The organism is Pseudoxanthomonas sp. LjRoot206, assembly GCF_056175725.1.
Genome location: NZ_JBGFFI010000001.1, coordinates 391,587 through 407,133 on the forward strand (window position 1 = coordinate 391,587; position 15,547 = coordinate 407,133).

Below are 15,547 nucleotides of genomic sequence, written 5' to 3' on the forward strand. Positions count from 1 at the left end.
TACATGACATGCCGCCGGACTGTCACAGGGACGGCCCGACGGCCGGTCAGCGCCGCTCCACGTCGGGGTCGCGGATGCCCTGGCGGCGCAACTCCAGCACTTCCGGGGTGATCGTCGCGATGCGGGCGTCGACGCGGGCGCGGCCGTAGAAATCCAGGTCGCTCTGCTTCTTGAGATTCTGCAGCTGGATCAGCGCCTGCTCGGGCCGGCCGTTCAGGTAGGCGGCCTCCGCATAGGCCTCGCCGGCGCGGGCGGTGTCGCCGGCCAGTTCGTTGGCGCGGGCGAAGTGCTGCTGGAACACCGGATCGTCGGACGAGCGGGCCATCAGCGGACGCAGGACGGCCTGGGCCCGCTGGCCGGCCTCGCGGCCTCCCTGCTCATTCAATATCTTGGCGTAGGTCAGGGCGACCGGACGGTTCTGCGGGAACCGCTGCAACAGCGCGTCGAAACGGCGGTTGGCCGCGGCGGCATTGCCGGTGCGCGATTCGACCTCGCCCAGCGACAGCGACACCCACAGGTTGTCGGGATGCTCGTCGCCCAGGCGCTCCAGCTCGGTCAGTGCGGTGCGGACGTCGCCGCCCTGCAGGTGCGCCACCGCCAGGCCGTAGCGCTGCGGGCCGGTCAGCGGCTTGCCGGCCTGGCGGCGCAAGGTTTCGTATTCGCGGACGGCGGCGGACGGCGTGCTGGCGCTCAGTGCGCGCAGCCGCTCGCGCGCCCAGTCGAACTGGCCGGAGTCGCCCTGGCGGAAGACCTGCGAGGGCAGGGTGACCGGGATCGGCAGCAGGGGGTTGTCGCTGCGGGTCTCGGGCAGGGTGATCGCATTGCGGTCGAAGCGTTCGACCCGCTCGCCACCCGGCACGCTGGTGACGGCGGTGACCTGGCTGCCGCGCATCTGGTCCGCACGCTGGCGTGCCTCGCTGATGCGGGTGGTGGTGACCGGGTGGGTCTGCAGGTAGTCCGGGACCGTCTCGCGCCCGCTGCCGCGCGCGACCCGCGTCGCCTGCTGCAACTTGGCGAAGAAACCGGCCATCGCATCGATGTCGTAGCCGGCGCGGGACAGCGTGCGGATGCCGACGCGGTCGGCTTCGGACTCGTTGGAGCGGGTGTAGTCGATCTGCCGCTGCTGCATCAGCCCCATCGCCGAGGCGATGGCGGCCTGCGAGGCGTCGCCGCTGGAACTGCCGCCCGCTGCCTGCGCCAGCACGATGGCGCCCAGCATGCCGAGCAGGATGGGGATCTGGTCGCGCTGGGCGCGCTCCACGCCCCGCAGCACGTGCTGCTGGGTGACGTGGGCGATTTCATGCGACAGCACCGCCGCCACTTCGTCCTCGCGGTCGGCGGTCAGCACCAGGCCGGCATTCATGCCGATATAGCCGCCCAGCGTGGCGAAGGCGTTGATCTGCCGATCGCGCATCATGAAGAAGGTGTAAGACTGCTGCGGATTGTCGCTGTCCGCTCCCAGGCGCCCACCGACGCCCTGCAGCCAGTCGGTGACCAGCGGATCCTCCAGCAGGTAGCCGTAGTTGCGCAGCTCGCGCAGCATCATCCCGCCGTACTGCGCCTGGCGGGCCGGCGTCAGCAGTTCGCCGGCGGAGGAGCCGATGTCGGGCAGGCGGCTTTCCTGCGAGGACGCCAACGGTGCGGCGAGGGCCAGGGTCAGGACGGTGGCGAGCAGCAAGGGACGCAAACGTGGCTCCGTGGCGGATAATGGGCGTCTTCATCAGGATGACCGGTCACCGGCCCGGGCGAGTGAATACGTGGTTAATCGGACCGGTGACGGTCCGCACTGTTCCGCCGCCTTGACTGGAAGTCGACCCGATACGCCCGATATTGGCTGGGACCACAGCCTGTTCCTTTCGTTCCGGAGACCTCCCTTGAGCGACACACCGCAGGGCGCCAGCGCGCCCGAGATCACCCTCTACAGCACCGCCATCTGCCCGTATTGCGTGGCGGCCAAGAACTTCCTGAAGAGCAAGGGCCAGGCCTGGACCGAAGTACGCATCGACCTGGACCCGGCCGAGCGCGAGAAGATGATCGCCAAGGCCAACCGCACCAGCGTGCCGCAGATCTTCGTGGGCGACGTGCACGTGGGCGGCTACGACGACATGATCGCGCTGCACCGGGCCGGCAAGCTGGAGCCTTTGCTGGCCGGAGGCGCCGCATGAGCGCGGCCGACGACAGCCAGGACCGGGTGAAGGCGTTCACCGAATTCCGGCAGCGCATGAACAAGCGCATCCTGGACGAACCCAACCAGGTCGTCCGCCGCTTCTTCGCGCTGGACACCCAGACGTACCAGGAAGGCGCGCTGGATGTGAAGACCAAGGAGCTATTGGGCCTGGTCGCCTCAATGGTCCTGCGCTGCGACGACTGCATCAGCTACCACGTCGCGCAGTGCAAGGAAGCCGGCGTGACGCGCGAGGAGTTCTTCGAGACCTTCTCGGTGGGACTGGTCGTCGGCGGCTCCATCGTCATCCCGCACCTGCGCCGGGCGGTGGACTTCCTCGACCAGTTGGAAGGCGGGCAGGCGGACGCGCCGGTGGCGCACGACCACGGCTGAGGGCCAGCCCTTTTCCTTCCGGGAAAGGGGCTGAGACCATGGTCGATTAGGGGACTTGCGTGCCGTTCGGGCATAATTGCCGGACAAATCTTTCTCTTCGCGCCCGTCGTGGCCCTGTCCGGCGCGCGCCCCTGTTCGGAAACCCCACTCAATGACCCAGACGATTACGGTCATCCGCGGCGACGGTATCGGCCCGGAGATCATGGACGCCACCCTGTACGTGCTCGACGCGATGAAGGTCGGCCTGACCTACGAAGACGCCGATGCCGGCCTGGTGGCCCTGGAGAAGCACGGCGACCTGCTGCCGCAGGCCACGCTGGATTCGATCCGCAAGAACGGCGTGGCGCTGAAGAGCCCGCTGACCACGCCGGTGGGCGAGGGCTTCAGCTCGATCAACGTCGCGCTGCGCCGCCACTTCGACCTGTACGCCAACGTGCGTCCGGCCAAGTCGTTCCCGAACACCAAGTCGCGCTTCGCCGACGGCGTGGACCTGATCACCGTGCGCGAGAACACAGAAGGCGCGTACATCGGTGAAGGCCAGTCGATCTCGGAAGACGGCGAAACCGCGCTGCTGACGCAGAAGATCACCCGCAAGGGTTCCGAGCGCATCGTGCGCTACGCCTACGACCTGGCCCGCAAGACCGGCCGCAAGAAGGTCACCATCGTCCACAAGGCGAACATCCTGAAGACCACTTCGGGCCTGTTCCTGAAGGTGGCGCGCGAAGTCGCCGCGCAGTACCCGGACATCGAGACCAACGAAATGATCGTGGACAACACCTGCATGCAGCTGGTGATGCGTCCGGAGCAGTTCGACATCATCGTCACCACCAACCTGTTCGGCGACATCATTTCCGACCTGTGCGCCGGCCTCGTCGGCGGCCTGGGCTTGGCGCCCGGCGCCAACATCGGTGCCGACGCGGCGATCTTCGAAGCCGTGCATGGTTCGGCGCCCGACATCGCCGGCAAGGGTGTCGCCAATCCCTGCGCGCTGCTGCTGGGTGCGGCGCAGATGCTCGACCACCTGGGCCAGCCGGAGAAGGCCGAGCGCCTGCGCGCGGCGATCATCGCTACGCTGGAAGCCAAGGATTCGCTGACCCCGGACCTCGGCGGCCAGGGCACCACGATGACGTTCGCGAAGGCGATCGCCAGCCGCGTCTGATCGCGGTGTATGCGCATCTCCGCGCGAACATGCGCGGAGATGCGGTTTGGCCCGCGGGATTCCCTGGGGTATCCTCGGTCCAATGTTCCTCATGACGCATGCCGTCGCGCCCGATGGGATCGCTGGCGGTCATTGACTGGACCATCGTCGCTACCTACCTGGTCGCGACCGTATTGGTAGGCGCCTGGGTCTCCCGTTCCGCGGGGCGCTCGCTGGAGTCGTACTTCGTCGCGGACCGCTCGCTGCCCTGGTGGTGGCTAGGGACCTCGATGGCGGCGACGACGTTCGCCGCCGATACGCCACTGGTCGTGGCAGGGCTTGTCGCCAAGCATGGCGTGGCGGGCAACTGGCTGTGGTGGTCGTGGGCGATCTCGCACGTGTCGGTGGCGGTGGTGTTCGCTGCGCTGTGGCGCCGCTCGCGCGTGCTGACCGATGCCGAACTGATCGAGCTGCGCTATACCGGACGATCCGGCGCCTGGCTGCGCGGGTTCAAGGCCGCTTTCTTCGCCATCCTCATCAACGCCATCATCCTGGGCTGGGTGGTGCGGGCGATGGTGAAGATCGCCGCGCCGTTCGTGGACTGGCAGGCGTGGCTGGGTGCCGGCGCGGTGGGCGGGTTCGCGACGGTGTGGCCGGAGGCCCTGTTGGTCGGTACGCCCAACGACACCATCACGGTGCTCGTGCTGTTCGGCGTGATCGGGGCGTATTCCAGCCTGGGCGGCATCCGCGGCGTGATCCTCACCGACCTGGTGCAGTTCGTCCTGGCCCTTGCCGGGGGAACGCTGTTCGCGTGGTTCGCCATCGAGCATGTCGGCGGCATGCAGGGATTGCGGGAAGGCCTGGCGCAGCATTACGACGTGGACGCCCTGCTGTCGTTCGTACCGGCGCAGGATGCCGCCTGGCTGCCGGTGCACGTGTTCCTGATCTATATCGCCGTGCAGTGGTGGGCGCAGTACTACAGCGATGGCAGTGGCTATCTGGCCCAGCGGGTGTTCACCGCGCGCGACGAGCGTCACGCCGTCGGCGGTGCGCTGTGGTTCGTCGTATTGAACTACGCCGTGCGCACCTGGCCCTGGGTGCTGGTGGCGCTGGTCGCACTGCTGGTGTTTCCGCTGGGCACGGCAGGCGAGGGCGCGGCCGCCGTGGTCGCGGCGGATCGCGAAATGGCGTATCCCGTCCTGATGGCGCAGTTGCTGCCCGCGGGCGCGCTGGGACTGCTGTTCGCCTCGCTGCTGGCGGCCTTCATGAGCACGGTGGATACGCATCTCAACTGGGGCGCGAGCTACCTGACCCACGATCTTTACCGGCGCTTCGTGGACCCGGATGCCAGCCAGGCGCGGCTGGTCTGGATCAGCCGGATGTCGGTCATCCTGCTCACGGCGATGGGCGTCGTGGTGGCGTCCCGGATCGACAGCATCGAACAGGCGTGGCGCTTCTTCATCGCGCTGGGTGCCGGATTGGGGCTGCCTTCGATGCTGCGCTGGTTTTGGTGGCGCGCCAATGCGTGGACCGAGATCGCCGGCATCGTCGCGGCGGTGACGTCGGCGATGGTGCTGTATCCGCTGTTCCCGGACGCCCGTCCCGAACACCTGCTGGTGGCGATCGTGGGCATCGCGACGACGACGGCGCTGGTGGCGACCTTTCTCACGCCGCCCGTGCCCCGCGACCATCTGGCGGCGTTCACGCGCAGGGTTCGCCCTCCCGGTTGGTGGCAGGATCTGCCGGGTGCCGCGCCCAAGGCGGCCCTGGTGTGGTTGGGCCTGGCCTGGCTGGCGGGGAACGCGGGCGTGTTCGCGCTGATGTTCGGGATCGGCTACCTGCTGCTTGGCCCTCGCGCGATGGGTGTCGTGCTGGCGCTGTGCGGTCTGTTGCTGTTGTGGGTAACGCTGCGGGCCAGCAAACGCTTCCGCGTGGCGAGTGGACTGCGCGACGCGTGAGCCCTGCAGGCGCAGCGTCCCGTTTTTGTTTGCATATGTCCCATCCATGAGGTTGGATGCGAGGCTACGGGCACGCACAATCCGCGGCCCCACGCAGAAGGCCCTGCCATGTCCGTCCGTCCCAGCGCAGTGGCACTGACCCCGCTTCTGCTGTTCCTGGCGCTGTTCTTCGGCGCAGGTCTGTACTACACGGCGCAAGGGGAGGCCATGGGCTTCTACCAGTTGCGGGCCCCGGTGGCGATCCTGCCGGCGCTGGCGCTTGGCGTGTGGCTGGCGCGCCGCCGCGGACTGCCTGCGCAGCAGACCCTGCTGCAGGGCATGGGCGACAGCAACGTCATGCTGATGTGCCTGATCTTCCTGTTGGCGGGCGCGTTCGCCACGGTGTCCAAGGCGATCGGCGCGGTCGACGCGGTGGTGGCGCTCGGCCTGGGTGCACTGCCGGCCAGCCTGATCCTGCCGGGGCTGTTCCTGGTGGCGGCGTTCGTTTCGCTGTCGATCGGTACCTCGATGGGGACGGTGGCCGCCGTCGTGCCGATCGCGCTGGGCGTGGCGGATGCCGCAGGGCTGGATCGCGTGCTGGTGGTCGGCGCGGTGCTCGGCGGCGCGATGTTCGGTGACAACCTGTCGATCATTTCCGATACCACCATCGCTGCGACCCGCAGCCAGGGCGCGGAGATGCGGGACAAGTTCCGCGAGAACTTCAAGATTGCGCTGCCCGCGGCCATCGCCACCCTTGTCCTGCTAGCCACGCTGGGCGATGCGGCGCCGGTCGCCGCGCCCGATGCGGCATCGCCGTGGCTGGTGCTGCCCTATGTGCTGGTGCTCGGCCTGGCATTGGCCGGACTGGACGTGGTACTGGTGCTCGGCATCGGGCTGGTGGCGTCCGGCGTGTTCGGCTTCGTGCTGGCGCAGGACTACGACGTGGTGTCGTTCGCCGGGGACATCTACCTGGGCTTCGAAAGCATGGTGGAAATCACCCTGCTGTCCATTCTGATCGGTGGCCTGGCCGCGTTGATCAAGGCCACGGGCGGACTGGACTGGCTGGCGCAGGTGATCGCCAGATTCGCTCGCGGCCGCACGGGGCGCCGCTCGGGCGAGATCAGCATCGCCGCGCTCGCGGCGGGGTCCGATGCGCTGACCGCGAACAACACCGTCGCCATCCTCGTGACCGGCAGCCTCGCCAAGGACATCGCGCAGCGCCACGGCATCAGCCCGCGACGCGCGGCCAGCGTGCTCGACATCTTCGCCTGTGTCGTCCAGGGCGTACTGCCCTACGGTGCGCAGATCCTGCTGGCGGCCTCGCTGGCGACCGTCTCGCCGCTGGCGTTGGCGGGCAGCGTGCACTACTGCTGGCTGCTGGCCCTCTCCGCGCTGGCCTTCATGCTGTGGCCGTCGCGCCACAAGGTGACGGCGGCGCAATGAAAACGGGGCGCCTGAGCGCCCCGTTTCCATCGAGTCGAAAGACGCGAAGCGTCAGTCGCGCGACTGCAGTTTCGACAGCAGGCGCAGCAGTTCCAGGTACAGCCACACAAGCGTGACCATCAGGCCGAATGCGCCGTACCACTCCATGTACTTCGGCGCGCCCTGCTCGACGCCGGTTTCGATGAAGTCGAAATCCAGCACCAGATTCAGCGAGGCGATGACGACCACGAACAGGCTGAAGCCGATGCCGACCAGGCCGGATTCGTGGATCAGCGGGATCTTGATGCCGAAGAAGCCCAGCGCGATGGTCGCCAGGTAGACCAGGGCGATGCCGCCGGTCGCGGCGACAACGCCCAGCTTGAAGTTCTCGGTGGCCTTGATCAGGCCGCTGCGGTAGGCGAACAGCAGGGCGAACAGGATGCCGAAGGTCAGCATCACCGCCTGCATCACGATGCCGCCGAACTGCGCGTTGTAGACCGCCGAGATCGCGCCCAGGAAGAAGCCCTCGACCAGCGCGTACAGCGGTGCGGTGACCGGCGACCAGGTCTTCTTGAAGACGGTGATCAGCGCCAGCACGAATCCGCCGATGGCGCCGCCCCACATGTACACCGCGAAGCCGGGAGCGGGCAGGCCGTCAGGGCCCAGCGCCTGGTTCCACGAGAATGCTGCGGTCAGCACCGTCAGCAACAAGAGAATGCCGGTCTTGTTGATGGTGCCGTTGAGCGTCATCGCTTCGCCGTCCCGTGCGACGACCGCGCCGCTGCCAAGGTCGAGGAAGGTCGATTCCTTCAGTGCCGGATTTCCGCTACGCATGGTGGTCCCCTCATGTGGTTGCCGGACATTCTGTCCCCAGCGGCTGAGCATATCGCAGGCGGGGGTCGATCACGTTTCGTTTGACAGCGGGGCTGCGGATTCCGACAATACGCGACCTCGTTGGCGTCCAGACGCCATGCCGGGACCCTCGTCGGGGTATAGCGCAGTCTGGTAGCGCATCTGGTTTGGGACCAGAGGGTCGGGGGTTCGAATCCCTCTACCCCGACCAGTCTGATACGTCGGCAGGGTGTATTCCGGCAGGGTGAGGATGCGACAATCCGGATAGAGCGCCCGTAGCTCAACCGGATAGAGCACCGGCCTTCTAAGCCGGCGGTTACAGGTTCGAGTCCTGTCGGGCGCGCCACGCGTGGCGAACTTCGGCAGGGACAACAGGTTTCAGTGGTGGATGTAGCTCAGTTGGTTAGAGCACCGGATTGTGATTCCGGGGGTCGCGGGTTCAAATCCCGTCTTCCACCCCATTGATTCAGGACTCCGGATCGCGGGGTTTGTAACAAGCAAGGGATGCGGGTACACTACGCGCCCAGTTTTTCGGGGCTGTTAGCTCAGTTGGTAGAGCAGTTGACTCTTAATCAATAGGTCCAAGGTTCGAATCCTTGACAGCCCACCAAAGCCGAAAAGCGCCCGGTCACCCCGGGCGCTTTTTTCTTGCCGGGTCCGGCAGGGCGATGGGTACAATGCGGTGACCTGCGAAAGTGGCGGAATTGGTAGACGCACTGGATTTAGGTTCCAGCGGGTAACCCCCGTGAGGGTTCGAGTCCCTCCTTTCGCACCACCTCCCCGCCATGCCGGGGGTGCCGTTCGGCAGTGCCGCTGCTATCGACCCGAGGCCTCTCCGGCCCGATCGCGCCTCCGCCCCTACGCCGGCCCCGCTGGCAGCCTGCTCCGGAATCAGCGAAACTAGCAAGTTCCGCCGGGAGGGCCTCGTGCCTGCGTCCCAGGCGTCCCCGGATTATCAACATCGCCCCGGCTGAGCCGTGGCCGCAGGAGTCAGTGAGTATGCAAGTTTCGGTCGAATCGGTCGGCAACCTCGAGCGCCGCATGAGCTTCAGCCTGCCGGCGGAGCGTCTGGACACCCATATCGGCGGCCGCCTGCGCGAGCTGTCGCGTACCGCGCGCATCAAGGGCTTCCGTCCCGGCAAGGTGCCCGCGAAGGTCATCGAGCAGCGTTTCGGCGACCAGGTGCGTGCCGAAGCCCTCGACGGCCTGCTGCGCGAGACCTTCAACAACGCCGTGCGCGAGCAGGAACTGCAACTGGCCGGCAACCCGCGCATTGAGAAGCAGGGCGAGGGCGAACTGGACTTCGTCGCCACCTTCGAGGTGGTGCCGGACTTCGGCGACGTCGACGTCGCCAAGCTGACGGTGGTGCGCAACACCGCCGACGTCAGCGATGCCGACATCGACCAGATGATCGACAACCTGCGCATGCAGCGCCGCACCTTCCAGGTGGTCGAGCGCGGCGCGAAGGACGGCGACCGCGTGGCGCTGGAAACCTGGTCGCAGGCGGGCGATGAGCGCATGCCGGCCGAAGGCTCCGAGAAAGGCGCGACCCTGATCGGCTCGGGCGTGATGTTCGGTGAGATCGAGCAGGCCCTGATCGGCCTGGCCAAGGGCGACGAGAAGACGGTGTCGGTGACGTTTCCGGCCGACTGGCGCGTGCCGCAGCTGGCCGGCCGCCAGGTCGACGTGCACGTCAAGGTCACGGACGTGGCCGAATCGGTGCTGCCCGAGGTCGACCGCGAGTTCATCCGCAGCTTCGGCGTGAAGAGCGGTGATGCCGAGCAGTTCCGTTCGGACATCCGCAGCAACCTCGAGCGCGAGCTGAAGGGCGCGCTGATGACCCGCCTCCGCCGTGAAGTGGGCGAGCAGCTGATCGCCGCCTATGCCCACGTCGAGATGCCGCCGCGCCTGGTCGAGAACGAGGCCCGCGTGATGGTCCAGCAGGCCGCCGAGCAGGCCCGCCGCCAGGGCCAGAACGTGCAGATCCCGGACAACGCCCATGAAGGCTTTGTGGATGCCGCCCGCAAGCGCGTCCTGGTCGGCCTGCTGGTGGGCGAGGTCGCCCGTCGCAACCAGCTCCGCCTGGACCCGAAGCGCCTGAACGAGACGCTGCGCCTGATCGCCTCGACCTACGAAGAGCCGGAGCAGGTCATTGAGTTGTACCGCAACGATCCCCAGTTGATGAACAGTCTGCAGGGTCGTGTGATGGAAGAGCAGGTGATCGACTGGATCGCCGAGCGCGCCCAGCACACCGAGCAGGCGCTTTCCTTCCAGGAAGCCATCCGCAACTGATCCGGGTGCCCGCCCGGGCAGAAGGTCCGGCTATCCTAGGCCGGACCTTCCCACGAACGACAGGCGCGAGAACCGATGAGCATTCAAACCCAAGCCCTCAACCTGGTGCCGATGGTGGTCGAGCAGACCAGCCGCGGCGAGCGCGCCTACGACATCTATTCGCGCCTGTTGAAGGAGCGCGTGATCTTCCTGGTCGGGGGCGTCGACGACCACGTCGCGAACGTCATCGTGGCGCAGATGCTCTTCCTGGAAGCGGAGAATCCCGAGAAGGACATCAGCCTGTACATCAACTCGCCGGGTGGCGTGGTGACGGCCGGCATGGCCATCTACGACACCATGCAGTACATCAAGCCGGACGTCAGCACGATCTGCGTCGGCCAGGCGGCCAGCATGGGCGCGCTGCTGCTGGCGGCGGGTGCGAAGGGCAAGCGGTATGCGCTGCCGAATTCGCGCGTGATGATCCACCAGCCGCTAGGCGGCTTCCAGGGCCAGGCGACCGACATCGACATCCACGCCCGCGAGATCCTGACGCTGCGCGCGAAGCTGAACGCCATCCTGTCCCACCACACCGGGCAGTCGCTGGAAACCATCGAGCGCGACACCGAGCGCGACAACTTCAAGAGCGCGGCGGATTCGCAGGCCTATGGCCTGGTCGACCAGGTGCTCGAGCGTCGTCCGGACGATTCCATCCAGTCGGCCTGATCGCCGGATTGCGGGTTTTCAGGCTCAAATCCCCCTGTTCACGGACCCGGCCGACAAGCCGGGACCGTGTGCTATTCTCCGACCGCAAGCCCCTCCGGGCAGGTTGAGCGACCGAGTAATACCAGCATGAGCGAAGATCGTCAGGGCCGTTCCGGCGACAGCACCAAAATCCTGTACTGCTCGTTCTGCGGCAAGAGCCAGCACGAGGTCCGCAAGCTGATCGCGGGCCCCAGCGTGTTCATCTGCGATGAATGCGTCGAGCTGTGCAACGACATCATCCGCGAAGAGCTGGAAGAGAAGGCGCAGTCCGCCCGCAGCCACCTGCCCAAGCCGCGCGAGATCCTCGAGGTCCTGGACCAGTACGTGATCGGCCAGACCCGCGCCAAGCGCACGCTGGCCGTGGCCGTCTACAACCACTACAAGCGCATCGAGAGCCGCAGCAAGAACGATGAGGTCGAGCTGGCCAAGTCCAACATCCTGCTCGCGGGCCCGACCGGTTCGGGCAAGACGCTGCTGGCCGAGACGCTGGCGCGGTTGCTCAACGTGCCGTTCACGATCGCCGACGCCACCACGCTGACCGAAGCCGGTTACGTGGGCGAAGACGTCGAGAACATCATCCAGAAGCTGCTGCAGAAGTGCGACTACGACGTCGACAAGGCGCAGCAGGGCATCGTCTACATCGATGAGATCGACAAGATCTCGCGCAAGAGCGAGAACCCGTCGATCACCCGTGACGTGTCCGGCGAAGGCGTGCAGCAGGCCCTGCTCAAGCTGATCGAAGGCACCGTCGCCAGTGTTCCGCCGCAGGGTGGACGCAAGCACCCGCAGCAGGAGTTCCTGCAGGTCGACACCAAGAACATCCTGTTCATCTGCGGCGGCGCGTTCGCGGGCCTGGACAAGATCATCCAGCAGCGCAGCACCGAGGCCAGCGGCATCGGTTTCGGCGCCAAGGTGAAGAGCTCCGAGAAGAAGCCGGAAGTCGGCAAGGTGCTGTCGGAAGTTGAGCCCGAAGACCTGATCAAGTTCGGCCTCATTCCCGAGTTCGTCGGCCGCCTGCCGGTCGTGGCCACGCTGGAAGAGCTGGACGAGACCGCACTGGTCAAGATCCTGACGGAGCCGAAGAACGCCATCACCAAGCAGTTCAAGAAGCTGTTCGAGATGGAAGGCGTGGAGCTGGAGTTCCGTCCCGACGCGCTGTCCGCGATCGCCCGCAAGGCGCTGAAGCGCAAGACCGGTGCGCGCGGCCTGCGTACCATCGTCGAGTCGGTCCTGCTGGACACCATGTACGAACTGCCGTCGCTGGAAAACGTCAGCAAGGTGGTCGTGGACGAGTCGGTGATCGAGCACAAGTCCGAGCCGTACCTGATCTACCAGAATCCGCCAGCACCGAAGGTCGCATCGGCGGAGTAACCCTGCCACCGTGCTTTCCCTGACAGGCGCCCTCGTGGCGCCTGTTCAGTTTCAGGCGCCCGTCGGCAAGTGGCCGGTACCATTGCGGTTTTGGCGACGCTCTTGCATCCCTCCGGCGAAGGCCCCATAACGGGCCCATTGGTGCCTTCGCACCCCTGAATTCCGCACTCGCTGGAGCCCCCATGCCCCGCCGTCCCCAGACTGAAATCCTCGACCTGCCGGTCCTGCCGCTACGCGACGTGGTGGTGTTCCCGCACATGGTCATCCCGCTGTTCGTCGGCCGCGACAAATCCATGCGTGCGCTGGAGCAGGCGATGGAAGCCGACAAGCACATCATCCTGCTGGCGCAGAAATCCGCCGAGACGGACGATCCGGCTGCCTCTGACCTGTACACCGTGGGCACGCTCGCGCAGGTGCTGCAGCTGCTGAAGTTGCCGGACGGCACGATCAAGGTGCTGGTCGAAGGCACGACGCGCGTCAGCGTGTCTAACGTCGTCGAACGCGATGGCTCGCTGTACGGGCAGGGCGAGGAGATCGACTCCACCGACGCACGCGAACCGCGCGAGATCGAGGCCGTGGCCCGTTCGCTGATGGGCCTGTTCGAGCAGTACGTGAAGACCAACCGCAAGCTGCCGCCCGAACTGCTGCAGACGCTGGCCGGCATCGACGAACCCAGCCGCCTCGCCGATACCATCGCAGCGCATCTCGGCGTGCGCCTGAGCGACAAGCAACGCCTGCTGGAGACTGTTGAGGTCGGTGAGCGGCTCGAGCTGCTGGTCGGGTTCGTCGATGGCGAGATCGACGTGCAGCAGCTGGAGAAGCGCATCCGCGGTCGCGTGAAGTCGCAGATGGAGAAGAGCCAGCGCGAGTACTACCTCAACGAGCAGATGAAGGCCATCCAAAAGGAGCTGGGCGAACTCGACGAGGCGCCCAACGAACTGGAGGAGCTTGCACGCAAGATCGCCGAGGCCGGCATGCCCAAGCCGGTCGAGACCAAGGCGCGCAACGAGCTCAACAAGCTCAAGCAGATGTCGCCGATGTCGGCCGAGGCGGCCGTCGTCCGCAACTACCTGGACTGGCTGCTCGGCGTACCGTGGAACAAGCGCACCAAAGTGCGCAAGGACCTCAAGGTCGCGCAGGACACGCTGGACGCCGACCACTACGGTCTGGAAAAGGTCAAGGAGCGCATCCTGGAATACCTCGCTGTGCAGTCGCGGGTGAAGAAACTGCGCGGCCCGATCCTGTGCCTGGTCGGTCCGCCGGGCGTCGGCAAGACCTCGCTGGGCCAGAGCATCGCCAAGGCGACCAACCGCAAGTTCGTGCGCATGTCGCTGGGCGGCGTGCGCGATGAGGCGGAAATCCGCGGGCATCGCCGCACCTACGTCGGCTCGATGCCGGGCCGCATCGTGCAGAACCTCAACAAGACCGGCAGCAAGAATCCGCTGTTCGTGCTGGATGAGATCGACAAGATGTCGATGGACTTCCGCGGCGATCCCTCGTCCGCGCTGCTCGAGGTGCTGGACCCGGAGCAGAACAACGCGTTCAACGACCACTACCTGGAGGTCGATCTCGACCTGTCCGAAGTGATGTTTGTTGCCACCTCGAATTCGCTGAACATTCCCGGTCCCCTGCTGGACCGCATGGAAGTCATCCGCATCCCGGGCTACACCGAGGACGAGAAGGTCAACATCGCCCAGCGATACCTGGTGCCGAAGCAGTTGAAGGCCAACGGCCTGAAGGTCGAAGAACTCAAGATCGCCGAAAGCGCGATCCGCGATCTGGTCCGGTACTACACGCGCGAGTCCGGTGTACGCAATCTCGAACGCGAAGTCGCCAAGATCTGCCGCAAGGTGGTCAAGGAGATCGCCCTGGCGGGTCCGAAGCCCGCCAAGAAGAAGGCGGCTGCCATGCAGGTCAGCTCGAAGAATCTGGAGAAGTACGCTGGCGTGCGCCGCTTCGATTTCGGACGTGCCGAAGAGCAGAACGAGATCGGACTGGTCACGGGCCTGGCATGGACCGAAGTGGGCGGCGATCTGCTGCAGATCGAAGTCGCGCTGGTGCCGGGCAAGGGCGTGATGCTGCTGACGGGTCAGCTCGGCGATGTGATGAAAGAATCAGGTTCCGCGGCAATGTCCGTCGTGCGCAGCCGTGCCGCAAGTCTGGGCGTCGATGCGGAATTCCTGCAGAAGCACGACGTGCATCTGCATGTACCCGATGGCGCGACGCCGAAGGACGGACCGAGTGCCGGCATTGCGATGGTCACCGCACTGGTCTCCGCGCTCACCCGCAATCCCGTGCGTTCCGATGTCGCGATGACGGGCGAGATCACCCTGCGTGGCCGAGTCACCGCGATCGGTGGGTTGAAGGAGAAGCTGCTGGCCGCGCTGCGTGGCGGCATCACCACGGTCATCATTCCCGATGAGAACAAGAAGGACCTGGCCGACATCCCGGCCAACGTCACCGAGGGCATCAAGATCGTGCCGGTGAAGTGGATCGACGAGGTCCTCGACCTCGCGCTCGAACGGCCGCTGGCGCCTGTGCCGGCGTCGGGCGGCGATGGTGGCGAGCGCACCGTACCGGCGACCAAGAAGGAGCGCGGCAAGGGGTCGCAGCAACCTGGCGTGAAGCACTGAAAGAGATGACGGGCGATGGTGTCATCGCCCTGAAACCCGCGCCATTGCTGCGTTTCCGGCTTGCGTGGCTTTTTTTGCGCTGGTATAACGGCGTCACCCGCATGCACGAAGCAGTGCTTCGTTGCGCGTGGACATAACGACCGGCTCCGTCAAAGCGAGCGAAGCCAGAGGTTCCGGTCACTCATTCCGCGGTTGTGCCGCACAGGGAGTTACTCAATGAACAAAACCGAATTGATCGATGCCGTCGCCGACGAAGCCGAAGTGTCCAAGGCCGAAGCCGGCCGTGCCGTCGACGCCGTCATCTCCAGCATCACCAAGGCCCTCAAGAAGGGCGACAGCGTGACGCTGGTCGGCTTCGGCACCTTCCAGGTCCGCAAGCGCGCCGCCCGTACCGGCCGCAACCCGAAGACCGGCGACACCATCAAGATCAAGGCCTCCAAGAACCCGGCGTTCAAGGCTGGCAAAGCCCTGAAGGATGCCGTAAACTAATCGACTCGCTGCCGGTGGCAGGGTGCGATCACCCGGGTGCTTAGCTCAGCGGTAGAGCGTCTCCCTTACACGGAGAGGGTCGGGGGTTCGAAACCCTCAGCACCCACCACATCGG

12 protein-coding genes and 6 tRNA genes are annotated in these 15,547 nt (G+C 66.1%); 16 read left to right on the top strand and 2 right to left on the bottom strand.

The genetic code is table 11. From position 1 onward, the window contains the following. Positions 1 to 46 precede the first annotated feature (46 nt). On the bottom strand, positions 47 to 1,687 hold the full coding sequence (locus AC04MD_RS01965) for a M48 family metalloprotease (protein ID WP_475495657.1): 1,641 nt from the start codon (positions 1,685 to 1,687) through the stop codon (positions 47 to 49). A 187-nt stretch (positions 1,688 to 1,874) separates the two neighbouring features. On the opposite strand from AC04MD_RS01965, the gene grxC reads away from it, so the two are divergent. From grxC to AC04MD_RS01990, 5 genes are all read left to right on the top strand, one after another. Beyond that, positions 1,875 to 2,165: a glutaredoxin 3 gene (gene grxC, locus AC04MD_RS01970; protein WP_475495658.1), complete on the top strand. Its 291-nt coding sequence runs from the start codon at positions 1,875 to 1,877 to the stop codon at positions 2,163 to 2,165. Then, positions 2,162 to 2,557: a carboxymuconolactone decarboxylase family protein gene (locus AC04MD_RS01975; protein ID WP_475495659.1), complete on the top strand. Its 396-nt coding sequence runs from the start codon at positions 2,162 to 2,164 to the stop codon at positions 2,555 to 2,557. Before grxC ends, AC04MD_RS01975 begins: the two co-directional genes overlap by 4 nt. Positions 2,558 to 2,708: 151 nt before the next feature. Next, the gene (locus AC04MD_RS01980; RefSeq protein WP_475495660.1) at positions 2,709 to 3,716 is read left to right on the top strand and encodes an isocitrate dehydrogenase; all 1,008 of its coding nucleotides are present in this window, start codon (positions 2,709 to 2,711) and stop codon (positions 3,714 to 3,716) included. 98 nt (positions 3,717 to 3,814) lie between these two features. Then, a complete protein-coding gene (locus AC04MD_RS01985) occupies positions 3,815 to 5,653 on the top strand; it encodes a sodium:solute symporter family protein (RefSeq protein WP_475495661.1) in 1,839 nt (612 codons plus the stop codon). A gap of 108 nt (positions 5,654 to 5,761) precedes the next feature. Then, positions 5,762 to 7,075 (top strand): Na+/H+ antiporter NhaC family protein, encoded by a 1,314-nt coding sequence (locus AC04MD_RS01990; protein ID WP_475495662.1) that lies wholly within the window; start codon positions 5,762 to 5,764, stop codon positions 7,073 to 7,075. Between the two features lie 51 nt (positions 7,076 to 7,126). On the opposite strand, the gene AC04MD_RS01995 is transcribed toward AC04MD_RS01990, so the two are convergent. Then, complete coding sequence (locus tag AC04MD_RS01995; protein WP_475495663.1) at positions 7,127 to 7,888, bottom strand: Bax inhibitor-1/YccA family protein; 762 nt, start codon at positions 7,886 to 7,888, stop codon at positions 7,127 to 7,129. Positions 7,889 to 8,040: 152 nt separating this feature from the next. On the opposite strand from AC04MD_RS01995, the gene AC04MD_RS02000 reads away from it, so the two are divergent. From AC04MD_RS02000 to AC04MD_RS02050, 11 genes are all read left to right on the top strand, one after another. After that, a tRNA-Pro gene (locus AC04MD_RS02000) sits at positions 8,041 to 8,117 on the top strand. Between the two features lie 58 nt (positions 8,118 to 8,175). Beyond that, positions 8,176 to 8,252: transfer RNA gene (locus AC04MD_RS02005), tRNA-Arg, on the top strand. Positions 8,253 to 8,290: 38 nt separating this feature from the next. Beyond that, positions 8,291 to 8,367: transfer RNA gene (locus AC04MD_RS02010), tRNA-His, on the top strand. Between the two features lie 73 nt (positions 8,368 to 8,440). Next, a tRNA-Lys gene (locus AC04MD_RS02015) sits at positions 8,441 to 8,516 on the top strand. Positions 8,517 to 8,595: 79 nt separating this feature from the next. After that, positions 8,596 to 8,681: transfer RNA gene (locus AC04MD_RS02020), tRNA-Leu, on the top strand. A 224-nt stretch (positions 8,682 to 8,905) separates the two neighbouring features. After that, on the top strand, positions 8,906 to 10,198 hold the full coding sequence (gene tig, locus AC04MD_RS02025) for a trigger factor (RefSeq protein WP_475495664.1): 1,293 nt from the start codon (positions 8,906 to 8,908) through the stop codon (positions 10,196 to 10,198). A 75-nt stretch (positions 10,199 to 10,273) separates the two neighbouring features. Continuing rightward, positions 10,274 to 10,900 carry an ATP-dependent Clp endopeptidase proteolytic subunit ClpP gene (gene clpP, locus AC04MD_RS02030; RefSeq protein WP_062358581.1) on the top strand — a complete coding sequence of 209 codons (627 nt, stop codon included), beginning with the start codon at positions 10,274 to 10,276 and terminating at the stop codon, positions 10,898 to 10,900. Between the two features lie 126 nt (positions 10,901 to 11,026). Further along, complete coding sequence (gene clpX / locus AC04MD_RS02035; RefSeq protein WP_475495665.1) at positions 11,027 to 12,310, top strand: ATP-dependent Clp protease ATP-binding subunit ClpX; 1,284 nt, start codon at positions 11,027 to 11,029, stop codon at positions 12,308 to 12,310. A gap of 182 nt (positions 12,311 to 12,492) precedes the next feature. Beyond that, positions 12,493 to 14,943, top strand: a complete 2,451-nt coding sequence (lon, locus tag AC04MD_RS02040) for an endopeptidase La (RefSeq protein WP_475495666.1) — start codon at positions 12,493 to 12,495, stop codon at positions 14,941 to 14,943. A 183-nt stretch (positions 14,944 to 15,126) separates the two neighbouring features. Continuing rightward, entirely contained in the window at positions 15,127 to 15,432 is a 306-nt protein-coding gene (locus AC04MD_RS02045; RefSeq protein ID WP_268793387.1) for an HU family DNA-binding protein, read from the top strand. Between the two features lie 34 nt (positions 15,433 to 15,466). Further along, positions 15,467 to 15,541 (top strand) — tRNA-Val (locus AC04MD_RS02050). Positions 15,542 to 15,547: the final 6 nt, after the last annotated feature.